General features: G+C 44.3%; 14 protein-coding genes and 1 pseudogene. 13 read left to right on the forward strand and 2 right to left on the reverse strand.

Going from position 1 to position 18,739, the window contains the following annotated elements:
- Positions 1-54 precede the first annotated feature (54 nt).
- Positions 55-1,152, reverse strand: coding sequence for a M24 family metallopeptidase (locus ABWW58_RS01020; RefSeq protein ID WP_353867441.1), 1,098 nt, complete (start codon positions 1,150-1,152; stop codon positions 55-57).
- Between the two features lie 273 nt (positions 1,153-1,425).
- Between ABWW58_RS01020 and ABWW58_RS01025 the strand changes: the two genes are divergently transcribed.
- The 10 genes and pseudogenes from ABWW58_RS01025 to ABWW58_RS01070 all read left to right on the forward strand — a co-directional run bounded on the left by ABWW58_RS01025 (position 1,426) and on the right by ABWW58_RS01070 (position 13,465).
- Entirely contained in the window at positions 1,426-2,109 is a 684-nt protein-coding gene (locus ABWW58_RS01025; protein ID WP_353867442.1) for a metal-dependent hydrolase, read from the forward strand.
- A 21-nt stretch (positions 2,110-2,130) separates the two neighbouring features.
- Positions 2,131-3,444, forward strand: coding sequence for a DRTGG domain-containing protein (locus ABWW58_RS01030; RefSeq protein ID WP_353867443.1), 1,314 nt, complete (start codon positions 2,131-2,133; stop codon positions 3,442-3,444).
- Positions 3,445-3,498: 54 nt separating this feature from the next.
- Positions 3,499-4,425: a DHH family phosphoesterase gene (locus tag ABWW58_RS01035; protein WP_353867444.1), complete on the forward strand. Its 927-nt coding sequence runs from the start codon at positions 3,499-3,501 to the stop codon at positions 4,423-4,425.
- A gap of 63 nt (positions 4,426-4,488) precedes the next feature.
- Complete coding sequence (gene dnaE, locus ABWW58_RS01040; protein ID WP_353867445.1) at positions 4,489-7,875, forward strand: DNA polymerase III subunit alpha; 3,387 nt, start codon at positions 4,489-4,491, stop codon at positions 7,873-7,875.
- Between the two features lie 306 nt (positions 7,876-8,181).
- Positions 8,182-9,054 carry an acetyl-CoA carboxylase, carboxyltransferase subunit beta gene (accD, locus tag ABWW58_RS01045; RefSeq protein WP_093671965.1) on the forward strand — a complete coding sequence of 291 codons (873 nt, stop codon included), beginning with the start codon at positions 8,182-8,184 and terminating at the stop codon, positions 9,052-9,054.
- The gene (locus tag ABWW58_RS01050) at positions 9,039-10,046 is read left to right on the forward strand and encodes an acetyl-CoA carboxylase carboxyltransferase subunit alpha (protein WP_353867446.1); all 1,008 of its coding nucleotides are present in this window, start codon (positions 9,039-9,041) and stop codon (positions 10,044-10,046) included. The genes accD and ABWW58_RS01050 overlap by 16 nt, the downstream gene beginning before the upstream one ends.
- Positions 10,047-10,076: 30 nt before the next feature.
- Positions 10,077-11,036, forward strand: a complete 960-nt coding sequence (gene pfkA / locus ABWW58_RS01055) for a 6-phosphofructokinase (RefSeq protein WP_353867447.1) — start codon at positions 10,077-10,079, stop codon at positions 11,034-11,036.
- Positions 11,037-11,058: 22 nt separating this feature from the next.
- Positions 11,059-12,495, forward strand: a pseudogene (gene pyk, locus ABWW58_RS01060) (pyruvate kinase); the annotation flags it as partial.
- A gap of 126 nt (positions 12,496-12,621) precedes the next feature.
- Positions 12,622-13,044, forward strand: a complete 423-nt coding sequence (locus ABWW58_RS01065; protein ID WP_353867448.1) for an acyl-CoA thioesterase — start codon at positions 12,622-12,624, stop codon at positions 13,042-13,044.
- A 28-nt stretch (positions 13,045-13,072) separates the two neighbouring features.
- Positions 13,073-13,465, forward strand: coding sequence for an FxsA family protein (locus ABWW58_RS01070; RefSeq protein WP_353867847.1), 393 nt, complete (start codon positions 13,073-13,075; stop codon positions 13,463-13,465).
- Between the two features lie 6 nt (positions 13,466-13,471).
- On the opposite strand, the gene ytvI is transcribed toward ABWW58_RS01070, so the two are convergent.
- Positions 13,472-14,611, reverse strand: a complete 1,140-nt coding sequence (gene ytvI, locus ABWW58_RS01075) for a sporulation integral membrane protein YtvI (RefSeq protein WP_353867449.1) — start codon at positions 14,609-14,611, stop codon at positions 13,472-13,474.
- Between the two features lie 363 nt (positions 14,612-14,974).
- On the opposite strand from ytvI, the gene citZ reads away from it, so the two are divergent.
- The 3 genes from citZ (at position 14,975) to ABWW58_RS01090 (ending at position 18,654) form a co-directional block, all read left to right on the forward strand.
- On the forward strand, positions 14,975-16,090 hold the full coding sequence (gene citZ, locus ABWW58_RS01080) for a citrate synthase (protein WP_353867450.1): 1,116 nt from the start codon (positions 14,975-14,977) through the stop codon (positions 16,088-16,090).
- Between the two features lie 74 nt (positions 16,091-16,164).
- Positions 16,165-17,451, forward strand: coding sequence for an NADP-dependent isocitrate dehydrogenase (gene icd, locus ABWW58_RS01085; protein WP_445783401.1), 1,287 nt, complete (start codon positions 16,165-16,167; stop codon positions 17,449-17,451).
- A 273-nt stretch (positions 17,452-17,724) separates the two neighbouring features.
- Positions 17,725-18,654 carry a phosphate ABC transporter substrate-binding protein gene (locus tag ABWW58_RS01090; RefSeq protein WP_353867452.1) on the forward strand — a complete coding sequence of 310 codons (930 nt, stop codon included), beginning with the start codon at positions 17,725-17,727 and terminating at the stop codon, positions 18,652-18,654.
- Positions 18,655-18,739: the final 85 nt, after the last annotated feature.

The raw sequence follows: 18,739 nt of genomic DNA on the forward strand, positions 1-18,739 counted from the left end.
AGAAAAAAAGAAGGAGCCTCATGATTGAGGCTCCTTCTTTCACTATAAACAAAATTAGTCAACAATTAGAAGATCCTTAGGGTAATGTGTCAGTGTTTCCGGACCATTTTCGCTGAGATAAACGTCGTCCTCGATACGGACGCCGCCAATTTCAGGTACATAGATACCTGGTTCTACCGTGAAGACCATACCGGTAGTCAATGTCTTGTCGTTTGCCGAGCTCATTGATGGTTGCTCGTGTTCACCAAGACCAAGACCGTGGCCGAGACGGTGCGTGAAGTAGTCCCCATAGCCCGCATCAGCAATGACTTTACGTGCAACACCATCGAGATCGCCGATACGCAGACCTTTGCGAACCGCTTTGATCGCTGCCAAGTTCGCTTGCAAGGTCGTTTCATAGATTTTGTGCTGTTCATCAGAAGCGTGTTTGTAGCACACAGTTCGTGAAATATCAGAGCAATAACCGTCAATGACAACACCAAGATCAAATAGGACAAAATCGCCTTCGCGAATCTGGCGTGTTCCCGGATAGCCATGCGGTTTTGCCGTGTTTTCTCCGGCAAGCACCATGGTATCGAAAGCCATCTGGGTGTACCCCTGTTTTGCCAGCTCATGCTCAATTTCGGCAATGATCGCTGTTTCGGTCCGACCTTTTTTAATTGCATCGATACCGAGCTTAATTGCATAATCAGCGACTTCTCCCGCCTTTTTCATGGCTGCAAGTTCGTGCTCGTCTTTAATGTTACGCATGTCAGCAAGATAATCCTCAATGGATTGGAACGAAAGGTGTTCATCAATCTGCTTGAGTGCCAGTGCTTTATTATAAGGCAATGTGCTGGGTTCAATAAATGCCGTGGTGAAATCAGTGCGGCGGGCAGCCAACGCTTTCTTAACAAACGTCCACGGATCCTGATCATCTCGATAGCCGATCACTTCATGACCGAAGTCGGAATCACATGCCTGACCAACCTCAAGCTCCGGACAAATGAGGAACGGCTCATCATCCGGAAAAAGAAATAAGCCGAGAAAGCGTTCATGTGGATCGCATTTAAAATGAGTAAGGTAGAAAACATTTGTCGGATCTGCGATATACGCGAACCGTCCCTCTTGTTTTCTCAACCATGATTCAATTTGATTCATTTTGTCTGACAATTAAGGTCACTCCACTTTCATCCATAGTAATACTTCTAATGTATCACAATCTTGACGTGTGTGGATGAATCTTATTGGATTTGATTGGAAAAGTACATGAATGGCATCTGCGTGAATTACTGGCAGTCCTTTTATGCGAAGAGCATATCAGGTAGTGTATAATATAAGGAAGTTCAAATCGGGCGCATGAGCGTTTTGTCAATCAATCAATCTAACTTTCTTTTCTATTGATAATAAACGAACAAACATTCTATAATGAGGAGTGAATAAACGGTGCGTATTACCTATATCGGACATGCGACAGTACTTATAGAAACAGCAAAAGCGAATTTGTTAATTGATCCTTTTATTAGCGGTAATCAGCAAACCCCCGTGTCAATCAATGATTTGCCAAAAGTTGACGCAATTTTGCTGACCCATGGGCATGGCGACCATAGTGAAGATACGCAGCCGATTGCTGAACGGGATGGCTCGCTTGTTATTGCTATTGCGGAGCTTGCAACTTATTTCAGCTGGAGAGGGCTGACTGTTCATGGCATGTCGATCGGCGGCGCCTATGAATTTCCATTTGGTACGGTCAAAATGACGCAAGCGTTTCATGGATCAAGCATTACGGACGCCGCAACGAAGCGAATTATTTATGCGGGCATGCCGGCTGGCTTTTTGTTGAAACTTGATGGAAAGACCATTTATCATGCGGGAGACACAGCACTTTTTTCCGATATGAAGTTAATTGGTGAACAAAATGATCTTGATCTTGCATTTCTGCCGATTGGCGATAATTTTACAATGGGACCGGAGGATGCGTTGCAGGCGGCGAAATGGCTCAAAGCAAAAAACGTGGTGCCGATTCACTACAATACTTTTCCCGTCATCACTCAAGATGCCGGCAAGTTCGCAGATCAGCTTGACGGACATGGACATGTCTTGACGCCTGGTCAAACACTAGACCTGTAAAGGCTGTTTGGAGCGATTGAAATGGAAACAAAACATGATCAAATATTAAAGTATATTGCGGATCTTGAAATCGGCAGCAAAATTTCTGTCCGTCAGACGGCAAAGATTCTTCAGGTCAGTGAAGGTACGGCCTATCGTGCCATCAAGGATGCGGAGAATCAAGGATTAGTCAGTACCGTTGAGCGTGTGGGCACGATTCGAATCGAACGGAAGACTCGGGAAAGTATTGAAAAGCTGACTTTTGATACGGTTGTCAACATCGTTGACGGACAAGTTCTCGGCGGTAAGTCGGGTCTGTCGCGAACATTGAATCATTTTGTGATCGGCGCAATGGAGATTAATGCAATGAAGCGGTATATCGGTGCTAATGATTTAATGATTGTCGGAAATCGTGAATCAGTCCACGAGTATGCACTTAAAGAAGGGGCCGCAGTGCTGATTACGGGCGGTTTCAATACAAGCGAGCGTGTGAAACTGCTCGCGGATCAGACGCATCTTCCGGTGATTACAACTTCTTATGATACGTTCACCGTTGCGGCAAAGATCAACCGAGCGATTTACGATCAGCTAATAAAAAAAGAAATTGTTCATGTTTCAGATATTATGATCCCATTCTCAGAAACACAGTTTGTTTTTGGTTATGACTCGCCAAAACGGTGGCATGAGCTGAACCATAGCACAGCGCACAGCCGTTTCCCAGTCGTTGATCAACAAATGAAAGTGATCGGTATTGTTGCGATGAAAGATATCATACGGGATCAGGACGTGCATACTATTGAGGAAGTTATGACCTCAATGCCCTTGGTTGTCAATCCGACAACCTCAGTAGCTGCCGCAGCTCACCGCATGATTTGGGAAGGTATTGATGGCCTGCCGGTTGTTGATGAACAACAGCATCTGCTTGGAATGATTACGCGTCGCGATGTACTTAAAGCACTGCAGATGATTCAGCAACAGCCGCAGATGGGAGAAACGATTGAAGATATTGTTTCGTCTCAGCTGAAGGATTACTCAGAAGACAATAATTATGTGTTCCAATTCAATGTTACTCCGCAAATGAGCGACTATCTTGGTTCGGTATCTCACGGGGTTATGACGTCGATGATTACAACCGTTTGTCGACGCGTGCTGAATCATTTACGCCGCAGTGATTTGGTTGTGGACAATTTATCGTTTTACTTTTTCAAACCCGTTCAATTGGAACAAACAGTGACCGTCCATCTGAAGATTCTTGAAATGACACGAAGAAATGGAAAGATGGACATTGAATTGTTTGTTGATGGACAACTTTGCGGAAAAGCGTTATTAAACGCTCAATTTATCGACCGTTATTAACAAGGGTCAGCCGTCATTTGAATTCATGGCGAGCTTTTTGGAGGATGATTTTCAGTGATTGATGAACTATTGAATTTGGTAAAACAGTATGAAACGATAATCATACATAGACATGTCCGTCCGGATCCCGACGCACTTGGTTCTCAGGGAGGAATTGCTTGCCTTATTCGGGACAACTTCCCGGAAAAAACTATTTATCTGGTCGGCGAAGAATCGGAATCTTTGCGTTTTCTCATTCAAATGGATCAGATTGATGATGCGGTTTATAAAGATGCTTTGGTAATCGTTTGTGACACAGCGAATCGAGAACGGATATCCGATGACCGGTATGAATCCGGCGCGCATCTAATTAAGATTGACCACCATCCGATTGTTGACTCCTATGGAAAACCGGAATGGGTGAATACCCAATCGAGTTCAACGAGTGAGATGATCGCTGCAATCTATCGGAGTCATCCTGAGCTCACAATGACGCAAGACGCCGCACGACTGCTTTTCGCTGGAATTGTCGGCGATACGGGACGATTCCAGTTCAGCAACGTGACTTCCGAGACTTTTCTTGCGGCGTCCGAGCTTGTAAAGCTGCCCTTTGATCGTCAATCCTTCTTTAACCAGTTATATCAGCGCAGTCTGAAACAAGCGCGCTTGAACGGCTATGTTCTTGAACATTTTTCGCTGACTGATGAAGGTGTTGGTTTTGTGAAGCTTTCTCAAGATCTCATTCATTCTTATGAATTGAATGCCTCTGACGCATCTGCACTTGTCAATTGTTTTTCTAATGTCGAGCACCTTAAAGCTTGGGTACTCTTTTCGGAAGAGGATCAAGTCATCCGCGCTCGAGTTCGTTCGAAGGGTCCGTCAATTAATGAGTTAGCTGCAAAATATAATGGCGGTGGTCATCCGATGGCTTCCGGCGCTACTGTTAAAAGTTGGAAAGAAGCAGATCAATTGATCGCCGATTTGCGCAAACTGTGCGAGTAATCGAGATGACTGACAACTCGATAAGAATCTCCTGAATCTGCGTTGAAAAAGGAGTACGAACGCATGCCATTTGTACATCTTCATGTGCATAGTGAATTTAGTTTATTGGACAGTACGTGCCGGATCAATGATCTCGTTGATCTGGCTAAGTCTGTTGGTCAAAAAGCAATCGCGTTGACCGATCGAAACGTGATGTACGGCGTCATCCCTTTTTATCGCGCGTGCATAAAAGCGGGCATACATCCGCTGATTGGAATGGAATTGTCCCTAGATAATGGAATGAACAATGATAAGATGGCGCGATCGAAGCGTTCAGAAGATATACCTGCGCTTATTTTGCTTGCACAAAATAATTTAGGGTATCAGCATCTTGTCAAACTTGCGTCTCTTGTTCAGATGAATAAGAGTGAGTGCGTTCCTTTATCGCAGGTGAAGCACTATGCGGAAGGACTTATCGCGCTTTCCGGCGGTTTTGACGGCCCCATTGACCGATTGATCGCCTCGGGTAATGATGATCGGGCAAATCAATTGGTGGCAGGGCTCCATACCATCTTCGGCAATCGCTTTTTTCTCGAATTGCAGCGAGACGGGAATGACCAAAAGAGTGAACAGGGCATACGTGAACTTGGTCGGCGGCATTCGATTCCTTTTGTTGCAACGAGCAGTGTGCATTACCTAAATAAAGAGGACGCCAAAGCACACACCTGCTTAACTTGTATACGAGACGGATTGAAATTAGCCGAAAAACCCCAGAACAGCCGCGATCTCTCATTAAAAAAAACGGATGAAATCACACGCATATTTAGCGATATACCGGAAGCAGTGACGCTGACCGGGCAAATCGCTGCAAAGTGCCAGGTAACCTTTTCGTTTGATCGTGTCCGATTTCCCGCGTTTCCGCTCCCAGAAGGGGTAAGCACCGAGCAGATGCTGCGCGCGGCCTGCGTCAGAGGTGTGAAGGAAAGATACCCGGTGGTTACGGGTCAAATTCAAACCCGACTGCACTACGAATTGTCCATTATTGGGAAAATGGGCTTTAATGATTATTTTCTTATCGTTGCTGATCTTGTTGCTCACGCTCGAAAATCGGGCTACATGCCTGGTCCCGGACGCGGTTCCGCCGCAGGTTCGCTCGTCGCTTATGTTTTAAAGATTACTGAAGTCGACCCCATTAAGTATCACCTGCTTTTTGAACGATTTTTGAATCCGGAACGTGTAACCATGCCGGATATTGATTTGGATTTTCCTGATGTTGATCGTGACAAAATGATTGAGTACGCTTTTGATAAGTACGGTCGCACACATGTGGCTCAGATTATCACATTCGGAACCTTGGCGGCGAAAGCGGCGATCCGTGATGTTGGCCGAGTCTTGGGAAGTGATCCGAGAGTTATTGATCGGATGGCTCGATTGATTCCAGGTGTGCCGAAAATGACTCTGGATAAGGCGCTTCAGGAGTCGGAAAAATTAAAGACTCTCGTGCGCGCTTCAACGGAGGCAAGTGACCTGTTCGAACTTGCCCGCCGCATTGAAGGGTTACCCAGACACTCATCCATTCATGCGGCAGGTGTGATTTTGAGCGATCAACCACTGACTGAATCTGTTCCCATCCAAAAAGGTCATGATGGTATTCCGATCACACAGTATCCGATGGATATCCTAGAATCACTCGGTTTGTTAAAAATAGATTTTCTTGGTTTGCGCAACTTAACCTTTATACGAGAGGTTCTCCAAAGGATCCCGACATCTCAAAGCCGTCAACTGACCATTGAATCGATACCACTTGACGATTCGAAAACATTCGAATTATTAAGCGATGGGGATACAATGGGCGTCTTTCAATTGGAATCAGACGGCATGAGACAGGTGCTCCGTAAATTAAAACCAACTGAATTTGAAGATATTGTGGCTGTTATTGCACTCTATCGACCAGGACCGGCGCAATTTATTGACCAATACGTGCGCAGAAAACATGGAGAAGAAAAAGTTGCCTTTCCGCATCCCGATTTGGAATCGATTCTCAAGCCGACTTACGGTGTGTTGGTTTATCAGGAACAAATCATGCAGATTGCCGTGCAAATGGCCGGTTATTCACTTGGTCAAGCGGATATCCTGCGCCGAGCGGTCGCCAAGAAAAAGCGTGAACTGCTTGAAGCGCAAAAAAAGACATTTGTTTCCGGATGTAAACAAAATCACTATTCAGAAGCAACTGCCGTCCAGCTGTTTAGTCTAATCGTTAGATTTGCGAATTATGGTTTTAATCGCTCCCACGCTGTAGCTTATAGCTTTGTCTCCTACTGGCTTGCTTATTTAAAGACGCATTTTCCTCAAGCGTTTATGGCTGCCCATCTGACCGGAATCATCGGTAATTCGGATAAGACAGAGGCAGCGATCCGCGAATTACGAAGTCGAAGAATCCAATTGTTGCCTCCCTCTGTAAACGAAAGCTTGAGCAGCTTTGAACCTTTTGGAAAGATGATACGGTTTGGCTTATCGGGAATCAAAAATGTAGGAAACGGCGCGGTTGACGTATTGGTTGAGGAACGACGAAAAAACGGACCGTATAAGAGTCTTTATGATTTTTGCCGCAGAGTCCCGGCACGAAAGGTCAACCGGAAAGCGATTGAATCGATGATTTTCGCCGGTGCGTTTGACGAGTTCGACGTTGATCGAGCTGTACTGCTTGCGACACTTGATCGTGCATTAAGTTTAGGTGAAGAGGAGCAGAAGCTTAATGGCGGACAGACATCTTTGCTTATGCCTGAAACAAATGATGAAGATTACATGGATGTACCGCCGCTTAGCGCCGCAGAAAAAATGCATTATGAACGTGAAACGCTGGGATTTTACTTGACCGCGCATCCAATTAGTGAATACCGATTCCGCTTGCCGGAAGCATTTGTGACGGTTAGTACCGCAGAAAAGCTTCCGGAAGGAACATTAACCACATTGGCCGTCAGGTTGGAACAGGTAAAATGCATACGGACAAAGTCGGGACAGTCAATGGCATTCTTCTCTTCGGGAGATGAAACAGGTACAATTGACACCGTTTGTTTTCCCACATCGTATGAAAAGGTTAAGGAACTCTTGCGGGATGGAGAAATGGTTGTTATTCAGGCAAAACGTTCAGTGGGAAAAGAGAGAAACACACCGCAACTGATCTTAATGCGGGCGATTAGTCTGAACAACTATTTATCCGAGCGTCAAGCGACTCTTTTTCTGAAAATTGATCGCGCACATTATCATTCTAAATTACTTGAGCATGTAAAGTCGGCAATTGAGAAAACACCGGGTCAACATCGCGTCATTCTTTATTATGAGGACAGCCGCAAAACAATCGAGCTTGCTCCGAAATTTGCAGTTTGTTTAACCAAGGATTTCGTTGAATCGATGCGAACGCTTCTTGGAGAGAACAATGTGATGATTAAGCGTGATGAGCTTCAGAAATAATTGTTAGTGACGAGCGGTCGGGCGAAAAACCTTTATATAACTGCTGTTTTTCTGCATTGTCTGCCTGTTGCTTATGTTTTTACAGAACGTTTGTTATAATGGTGAAGTTTAGGAATTTTTTTTCGGATGGTCCGGACAATGCAAACATGTCGATACTCAATGATTTATGAATTATTCTATTTTATTTATTTAAATTGACTGCCTGAGTGAATAATCGACGATTCCATGAATTATACGTGAAGAAATAGTGACATGTTGTGACGCAAAGTGAAATTACAGCTTTGACAAAGTAAGAGGGTGATATACTTGATGAAGGACTTTTTTACTAAGAAAAAAAAGTACGCAACTGTCCCGTCCGCGAAAGCGAGGCAGGATGTTCCTGAGGGCATTGTCCGCAAATGCCCGAAATGCAAGAAAATTATGTATGTAAAAGAGCTGCAAAAGCACCTGTTTGTTTGCCAATCCTGTGGGTATCATTATCCAATAGGTGCCCATGATCGCGCAGTGATGCTCTTTGATCAAGATTCATACGTGGAATTCGACAAAGATATGGTTTCACTCAATCCTCTTCAGTTTCCTAATTATATGAACAAGCTGGAGTCGGACCGTAAGAAAACCAAACTGAATGAAGCTGTATGGACCGGAAAAGGTCGGATTGAAGGCTTTGAATGTGCTGTTGCCATCATGGATAAAGGTTTCCGAATGGGCAGTATGGGTTCGGTTGTCGGCGAGAAAATCACGCGAATGATCGAATATGCCGATAAAAACGCACTTCCGGTACTCATTTTCTCGGCATCCGGAGGCGCGCGTATGCAAGAAGGCGTGCTCAGCTTGATGCAGATGGCGAAAACAAGCGCGGCTCTAAAAGCGTTCAGTGAAAATGCCGGACTTTATATTTCCATAATGACCCACCCGACAACCGGTGGTGTTTCGGCGAGCTTTGCTTCTCTAGGCGATTACAATTTTGCTGAGCCCGGCGCATTGATTGGATTTGCCGGACGTCGCATTATTGAGCAGACAATCGGTGAGGAATTACCGGACGATTTTCAAACTGCTGAATTCCTTTTGAAACACGGTCAGCTTGACCAAGTGATTCCTCGATCCGAGTTGAGAAATGTGTTGCGGCAAGTCTTGTCGATTCATTCTGAAGGAGGTGCCGAGGAATGGGACCGGAATTAGATTTTGAAAAGCCGATTCTTGAGCTTCAAGGAAAGATTTCGGAATTAAAGCAGTTTATGGACGAGAAAGGCATCGATCTTTCTGATGAGCTGAACCACTTGCAGGAACGCCTTGCAGCGCTTGAGAAAGAGACCTATGGCAGCATGACTCCATGGGAGCGCGTTCGCATTGCGAGAAAGCTGGATCGCCCGACCACACTGGATTATATTCCGCTTTTGTTTACGGATTTCGTTGAGTGCCATGGTGATCGTCTTTATGGCGATGATCCAGCGATTGTGGCCGGAATCGCGAAATTTCACGGATACCCGGTGACAATCATTGGGGAACAGCGTGGGCGTGATACAAAAGAAAATATAATGCGAAATTTTGGCAGTCCTCATCCGGAGGGTTACCGCAAAGCACTTCGGCTGATGAAACAAGCGGACAAGTTTCATCGTCCAATTATTACTTTTATTGACACAAAAGGCGCTTTCCCGGGCAAGACTGCAGAGGAACGCGGGCAGAGTGAAGCAATCGCCCGAAATCTATTTGAAATGTCTTGGCTTTCCGTGCCGGTGATCTGCGTCGTTATTGGCGAAGGAGCAAGTGGCGGCGCACTCGCCATCGGTGTCGGCAATCAGATTTTAATGCTGGAGAATTCATGGTATTCCGTAATTTCCCCGGAAGGGGCGGCAGCTTTGTTGTGGAAGGATGCCGGTAAAGCAGAAGAAGCAGCAAAAACGATGAAAATTACCGGATTCGATTTGAAAAAACTTGGTATTATTGATAAAATGATTCCGGAGGTTTTGGGCGGTGCTCATCATGATCCGGAAAAACAGGCGCAACTCATTGATCATGCCATTATTGAGTCGTTGAAGGAGTTAAGTCGCTTGAGCGCAGACCAAGTTCGTAATCAGCGATTAGCCAAGTATCGTGCGGTCGGCAATTATGACACAGTCCAGGAAAAGCAACCGAATCATTCAATTTTTTCCTATTCATCAGATAGGCAATAGAAGGAACACTAAAATGAGGTGATTGTTGTGATGAAAAAGATTGGCGTTCTGACAAGCGGCGGCGATGCGCCGGGAATGAACGCGGCGGTACGCGCTGTTGTAAGGTCGGCAATTTACCGCGGAGTGGAAGTTTACGGGATCTATCATGGCTACAAAGGTTTGATTACCGGCAACATCAAGAAGCTTGAAGTTTCAGACGTCGGCGATATCGTACAGCGTGGCGGTACCATTCTTTACACAGCTCGCTGTGAAGAATTCAAGACTGAAGAAGGTCGTGCTATTGCGATTGAGCAGTTGAAGAAATTTGGTATTGAAGGACTTGTCGTTATTGGTGGCGACGGCTCATTCATGGGCGGTGTCAAACTGACACAGCTCGGCTTCCCTACGATCGGCATCCCCGGAACCATTGATAATGATATTCCGGGCACTGATTTTACACTGGGATTTGATACTGCTTTAAACACGATTATCGACGCAATCGACAAGATCCGTGATACGGCCACTTCCCACGAACGACGGTTTATTATTGAAGTCATGGGCCGTAATTGCGGTGACCTTGCCATGTGGTCCGGACTTGCCGATGGTGCAGAATCAATACTGATTCCGGAAACAAAGGAAGAAATAAGCACAATTGTTGAACGGCTGAATCGTGGTATTGAACGTGGGAAAAGGCACAATATTATTGTTCTGGCCGAGGGTGTGGGTCACGCTAATGAAATTGCCGATGAAATTAAAGCCAAGGCTAACATGGATACGCGTGTGACCGTATTAGGACATGTTGTGCGTGGAGGATCACCATCCGCTTTTGACCGCGTATTGGCAGCCAGAATGGGCAATAAGGCTGTCGAATTGCTTTTGAACGGCGACAAGGGCAAAATGATCGCCATTCAAGATAATAAGATTGTAGCTCATGACATCCTTGATCTGCTCACGAAAAAGCATGAATTCAACAAGGATCTGTATCAGTTGGCAAAAGAATTATCCATATAAAATGCTGGAGGGAATAACTTAAATGAAAAAGACAAAGATTGTTTGTACACTGGGACCTGCAAGTGATACGGTCGAAACGCTTGTAAAAATGATTAACGCAGGAATGAACGTTGCACGTTTCAATTTCTCACATGGTGACCATGAAGAACACCATCAAAAAGTACTTAACCTTCGTGAAGCAATGAAGATCACTGGCAAAACGATCGGCATCCTGCTTGACACAAAAGGACCGGAAATCCGTACACATGATATGGCTACTAAGGAAGTTCTTCTTGAAGAAGGCAAATCGGTTGATATCTCAACGACTGAAGTTGCCGGAACTGCCGACAAATTCTCTATTACTTATGCAGAATTGATTGACGACGTTCATGTTGGTTCGAAGATCTTGATTGATGACGGCCTGGTTGAACTTGAAGTAACGGGTATCGACAAAGAAGCCGGACTCATTCATAACAAAATTTTGAACACAGGCGTTCTAAAGAGCAAAAAAGGTATCATCGTGCCTAACGTCAGCATCAACCTTCCAGGTATGACTGAAAAAGACGCAGACGACATTGTCTTTGGTATTGGCGAAGGCATTGACTTCATCGCTGCTTCATTTGTTCGCCATGCGTCAGATGTTAACGACATTCGCAACCTGTGCAAAGAACACGGCGCTAACGATGTTCATATTTTCCCTAAAATTGAAAGCCAAGAAGCTGTTGACAACATTGAAGAAATTCTTGAAGTGTCCGACGGCTTAATGATCGCTCGTGGCGACCTTGGTGTTGAAATTCCACCGGAAGATGTTCCGCTCGTTCAAAAACATTTGATCAAAATGTGCAACAAAGTAGGCAAAACAGTTATTACTGCTACACAGATGCTTGATTCGATGATCCGCAACCCACGTTGTACACGTGCCGAAGCAAGTGACGTTGCCAACGCTATTTTCGACGGAACAGACGCAATCATGCTTTCCGGTGAATCTGCATCCGGCAAATGGCCAGTAGAAGCTGTAACAACAATGAACAATATCGCTTTGAAGGCTGAATCAGCACTTGACTACAAGGGTATTCTTAAGCATCTGAGCGATTCAAGTGAACCTACCGTAACGGCAGCTATTGGCGAAGCAGTAGCACACACAGCTTTGAATCTTAACGTTGGCGCAATCATCACGGCAACGGTGAGCGGTTATACAGCAAGCGTTGTATCACACTACCGTCCGAAAGCTCCAGTTATCGCGGTAACAAGCTCTGAACGTGTTGCGCACAAAATGTGCCTTGCTTGGGGCGTAACGCCGGTATTGAGCGAACTTGCAAAATCAACTGATGAGATGTTTGAAATCGCTGTTGACAGCGGCAAGAAAACCGGACTTGTAAAAGACGGAGATCTTGTCGTGATCACTGCCGGACTTCCTGTTGCAGCTTCAGGCAAGACGAACATCATGCGTGTTCATCAAGTCGGCGAAGTAGTGACAGAAGCATAATTCGTGTGCGGGGACAGATATCCCTTAACGTTTCATTGTTATTCTTGAGTTTCATCATTTATGATAAGAGAAGGCGCGCTATGTGCCTTCTCTTAAATTTTATTTTGGGAGTGTTCAACTATGAATGTATCCACGACCAAGATCGTTGTTCGATATAATGAGACCGATAAAATGGGTATTGTTCATCACAGCCAATATGTGAATTATTTTGAAATTGCCCGAACTGATTTTGTTCGACAAGCAGGGATATCTTATCGGAAAATTGAAGAAGAAGGACTAATGATGCCGGTTCTCGGCATCAATGTGCAGTATCATACGCCCGCACTGTATGATGATACAATCCTTGTTGAGACGTCCATTAGAACGTATGACAGTATTAAAATGATATTTGATTACAAAATCTATAGACAGACGGATCGAAAATTGCTTGTAGAGGGTTCCAGCTCTCATTGTTGGACAGATTTGTCACTGCGCCCGGTTTCGATCAGAAGAAAGAATAAAGAGCTGCACACGCTGATTATGAGCGTAATGGATCAGGCATAAATTTGTAGGAGGGTTGACATTGCCAAAAATGATTTTGATTACGTTGTTACTCTATGCGTTCGCCGAGGTATGCGCACTGATCTATGTTGGCAGCCTGATTGGCGGATTAAATCTAATCTTAATTCTTTTACTATCTGTTATTTTTGGTATTTGGATGGTAAGACGTCAAGGATTTATCATTTTGCAGAAAATTAATGATGATCTTAGTCAAAGAAGAGTGCCGGCAGAATCACTTCTAGACGGCGCCTGTCTCCTTATAGGGGGATTGCTGCTTTGCTCCCCGGGGTTAATCAGTGATAGCGCCGGGCTCCTGCTTCTGATCCCTAAGCTTAGAATCCTATTGATCCTACGTTTAAAAAGATGGATTCGCGAACGTATTGACAAAGGCGGCATTACGTTCATTTCATTTGGAAGACGTTAATGAGCCTCAGACTTTTTTGCCAAGAATGTAGCGCCACACATCTTGCCATGTGCCCGCATGATACAGGGTTCGAATCACAACAAGAATCAGCGGTCCGATTATAATTCCGGCTAGACCGATCCAGCGAAAGCCGAAATAGATGGAGACGAGCGACGCAAGCGGATCAATGCCGATAGTCACGGATAGTATTTTGGGTTCCATCAGTTGTCTTTGAATGATTGCGGCGATATACAGGCTTGTTAGACTAATGGTGAAAAAATAATGGTGCATGAAAAATTGGTAGAGAATCCATGGAATAAAAATTGCGCCGGTTCCTAAATAAGGAATCAAATCTACAATTCCCGTAATCAGCGCGATGGTAAGCGGATGTGGGATTTTCAACACGATAAGACCTACATATACGAGAATCATGGTCATGAATACGAGCAAAAACTGAGCGCGTACAAACCCGATGCATGTTTTTTTCAGTTCTGTCAGTACTTTATAAATTGGCCGGCCAATAGCTGAATGGGAACAGAATGCATGACACTGTTTCTTTATCCGTTCAGAGTCTTTAGACAGAAAAAAAGTCGCAAGAAAGATAAAAACAGCTGAAATTAGTGTGTCCGGAATAGTAGTTACAAATTCAGTCAGATTCATTAATAAACGACCGGCAAGGTCATGAAGCATCTCCACAAGTGTTCCCGCCATACTTTCGACATTGAGTTGAATAGCTTTCTGCTGCCCACTTGGAAGCCCAGAAAAGATATGCATTGCCTGTTCCCAAGAAGGCAGGAGATGTGAGAAAAAGAAAGTTTGCAGGTCTCCGATAAGCACTTGAACTTCATCCGGAACAGAGCGAGACAGTGAACTTACTCCTTTGATCAGGGCAATTGAAGTAAATAATAGTATGCTTATCGAAAGCGAAAAGAAGAAAAAAAGAACAACAAATGAGGCTGCCCCCCGGGGAAGTCCTATTTTTTTTTCAATAAAAACAACAATAGGATTGATCATGAATGCGAGTGCGCAGGCGATAAGAAATGGTAACGCGTAACGGATGGCAAACATCAATACCGTCACGATCACCGCGGTAATGGTCATAACAACAAGGGCACGCAAAACAATAAATAATCCGGCAATGAATGGCTGAGTTTCCTGAGAGTTCATGTCCTTATCCCCACCTTAAGTCTATGCGTATGCGGACAAGCGGGAAATATACATTTAAAACAGGATCTGAAAAAGAATATTACGAGTTATTATTCACAAAGTCAGCATAAGCGGATATAATCAAGATAACAATTTTGCATAATACTCATAACATTCAAGTGATAGTTAATTTGAAAAATCCTATTTTTCATCAAGATGTTTGAATCTGTTCATGAAGAGTTCAGAAAAATGTACTATTATTAAATAATAGAATTGAAAGAATGCTGATCTTCTGATTTCAGATAGTTATCAAATGAGGAAGCAACAATGGATGAATTGTTCGTATTCAGATAGCAAGGCGCTACATTCAAGGAGGGGATTAATTTGACAATGACAAGAGGTTTGGAAGGTGTTGTTGCAACAACTTCAACAATTAGTTCAATTAAAGATGATGTGCTCATGTATCGAGGGTACAGTATACAGGATTTAGCTGAATTGTCTACTTTTGAAGAAGTCGTTTTTTTGCTTTGGAATGGCGAACTCCCCACTGCTGACCAGCTCAGTCACTTCAAAGGAACGCTTGCTGAGAATGCGGCGGTACCGGGTGAATTGTTTACAATCATGAAGATGTATCCGTTTGACCACGTACACCCTATGGCGGTTTTAAGAACCGCTGTTTCGAATTTGGCCATGTATGACCCTGATGCTGAGTTGATGGATAAGCAATCGAATAAAGATAAGGCGGTCCGCATTCAGGCGAAAATTGCGACACTTGTTGCCGGGTTTTCTAGAATCAGGAAAGGACTGGAGCCGATATCCCCAAATAAATCATTGGGGTACGCAGCTAACTTTCTCTATATGCTGAAAGGTCACTATCCTTCAGAGACTGAAGCGCAGATGTTCGACAAAGCATTAATTCTTCATGCCGATCATGAACTGAATGCTTCAACGTTCACGGCACGAGTATGCGTGGCGACGCTATCAGATATGTATTCCGGAATTACATCGGCGATCGGTGCTTTGAAGGGACCGCTTCATGGCGGTGCGAATGAACAAGTCATGCATATGTTGGAGAAGATCGGTTCCATTGAGTGGGTAAATGATTATATTTCGAACGCACTTGAAAACAAGAAAAAAATAATGGGCTTCGGTCACCGTGTCTACAAAAACGGTGATCCTCGCGCCAAGATCTTAAAAACAATGGCGAAAAAAGTGAGCGATCTCAAGGGCGATTCGCGACTCTATGATATGTCGGTGAAAATTGAAAGTCTGATCAAAGAGAAAAAAGGGTTGCTGCCGAATACCGACTTTTATTCGGCGACCCTCTACCATGACTTGGGTATTGATCATGACTTGTTTACGCCTGTCTTCGCGATTAGCAGAACATCCGGATGGGCGGCACACATTATGGAACAATACAACGACAACCGGCTCATCAGACCGCGCGCCGAATATAATGGCGAACGTCTAAGAAAAGTTGTGCCGATTGATCAGCGCTGAACAAAAGCTTGGGTTATGGTGAATTTAGGCAGATTAGAAAAGAATAAGGCTGTAACAGCCAATGACAAAAAGGCATGGAGGTACATACTGTGACACATGAACAACAAATTTCTGTACAAAATGGCATACTGAACGTACCAAACAATCCGGTTATTCCTTATGTGGAAGGAGACGGTATTGGCCCGGAAATTTGGTCTGCGGCATCACGTGTTTTTAACGCCGCTGTAGAAAAGGCTTATAATGGCGGTCGAAAAATTATTTGGAAGGAAGTGCTGGCCGGTCAAAAAGCTTTTGATCAAACAGGTGAATGGCTTCCTCAGGAGACGGTTGACGCAATGAAAACGTATGTCATTGCGATAAAAGGGCCGCTCACAACACCAGTAGGAGGAGGTATACGCTCATTAAATGTCGCATTACGCCAGCAGCTTGATCTGTTCACCTGTCTGCGTCCGGTCCGCCACTTTAAGGGTGTTCCTTCACCAGTAAAGCAACCGGAACTGGTTGACATGGTGATTTTTCGAGAAAATACAGAAGACATTTATGCCGGAATTGAATTTGAATCTGAATCTCCTAAGGCAAAAAAGATCATCCGGTTTCTCCAAAATGAAATGGATGTAACAAATATCCGCTTTCCGGAAACATCGGGAATAGGTATTAAGCCAGTATCTAAAGAGGGGACTGAGCGTCTGGTCCGCGCAGCCATTCGCTATGCGATCAATGAAGGACGCAAAAGCGTGACACTTGTTCATAAGGGGAACATTATGAAATTCACAGAAGGGGCGTTCAAGAATTGGGGCTATGCGCTTGCGGAACGTGAATTTCCGGAACAAACCTTTACGTGGAAGCACTATCAGAAAATCGAAGCAGAACAGGGCAAAGAAGCAGCGGACAAAGCTCAGTATGAAGCGCTAGACAGCGGCCGTATTTTAATTAAAGACGCGATTGCCGACAATTTCTTACAGCAGATTCTGTTGCGTCCGAATGACTATGATGTTGTCGCGACTATGAATTTGGATGGTGACTACATTTCGGATGCACTTGCGGCTCAAGTGGGAGGTATCGGAATCGCTCCAGGTGCCAATATCAATTATGAGACGGGTGTCGCCTTATTTGAAGCGACGCATGGAACTGCTCCCACCTTTGCGGGCCAGGATAAGGTGAACCCATCGTCAGTCATTCTTTCCGGCGTGATGATGCTGGAGTATCTTGGATGGTATGAGCCGGCTAAATTAATTGTCGATGCGATTGAAAAGACGATTTCAGGTAAGACCGTGACTTTTGACTTTGCACAATTAATGGAAAATGCGACGGAAGTAAAGTGCTCACAATTTGCCGATGTTCTAATCAAAAATTTGAACTAAGCTGTTCACAACTTCATTTTAAAGCAAAAGAGAGGCTGTCTCAGAGTCAAAAAGACTTATGGGACAGCCTCTTTTACATATCTCTATACCATGACTATATTCCTTTTCCTGCGCATTATTGACCAAACTGTGGTCATTCTATAATTAGGAACATTGTTCGACACGAAACGCCTTTACAAAACCTTTACAATTCGTTTATATGTGTTTAAAAAACAAGGCTTACTATTAGAAATGCAATAAGGTGACTCAACAATTTGAGGGGGAAATAGTCTTATGAAAAAGAAAAACTTGCTCGCGATCGGACTGGTTTTCGTTCTTTCATTAACACTTATTCTTAGTGGGTGTGGAAACGGAAGCAGTTCGTCAGACAGCAGCAGTTCTTCTGAAAATTCAAGTTCTTCGTCTGCATCACTATCAGGTAAAATCACTATTGGCGGTTCGACAGCACTTCAACCGCTGGCAGCACAAGCAGCTAAGGAATTCATGGAAAAAAATCCTGATGTCCAGATCGAAGTACAGGGCGGAGGAAGCGGTACCGGTTTGAGCGAAGCTCAAGCGGGAAACTTTGATATCGGTATGTCTGACGTGTTTGCAGAAAGCAAGTCAAACATTGATGCGAAATCGCTTAAAGATTATCAAGTCGCTGTAGTCGGAATGACAGCGGCTGTTAACCCAAAAGCCGGTGTAAAGAATTTGTCAAAAGAAGATCTCCAAAAAGTATTTACCGGCAAAGTTAAGAACTGGAAAGAAGTCGGCGGTAAAGACCAAAAAATTACATTGGTAAATCGTCCTGACGGTTCCGGTACTCGAGCAACATTTGACCAATTTGCTCTTGATAACAAAACACCTGCTGAAGGTATTACTCAAGATTCGACGAACACTGTTAAGAAAATCATCTCTGAAACTCCTGGCGCTGTAGGCTATATGGCACTCTCATATTTCACAGCAAATGACACTTCAGTGACGAAACTTTCCATTGACGGAGTTGAAGCAACTGACGACAACGTAGCTTCCGGCGAATTTCCAGTATGGGCTTATGAGCACATGTACACCAAAGGCGAACCATCGAAGCTGGTTAAAGCGTTCCTTGACTTCATAATGAGCGATGCTGTCCAGACAAAAGATGTACCGGCTCAAGGTTACCTGTCCGATAAAAATATGAAAGTACAGCGTGATGCTGAAGGTAAACAAACAGATAAATAAGGATTGTCCTAAGAAATGCAGGGCAAATTAAATACAAAGCAAAGTCCAATGGCGGTTTAAGCGGGAAGGTCTAAAACATCCCGCT

The organism is Sporolactobacillus caesalpiniae (assembly GCF_040513385.1).
GTDB lineage: Bacteria > Bacillota > Bacilli > Bacillales > Sporolactobacillaceae > Sporolactobacillus.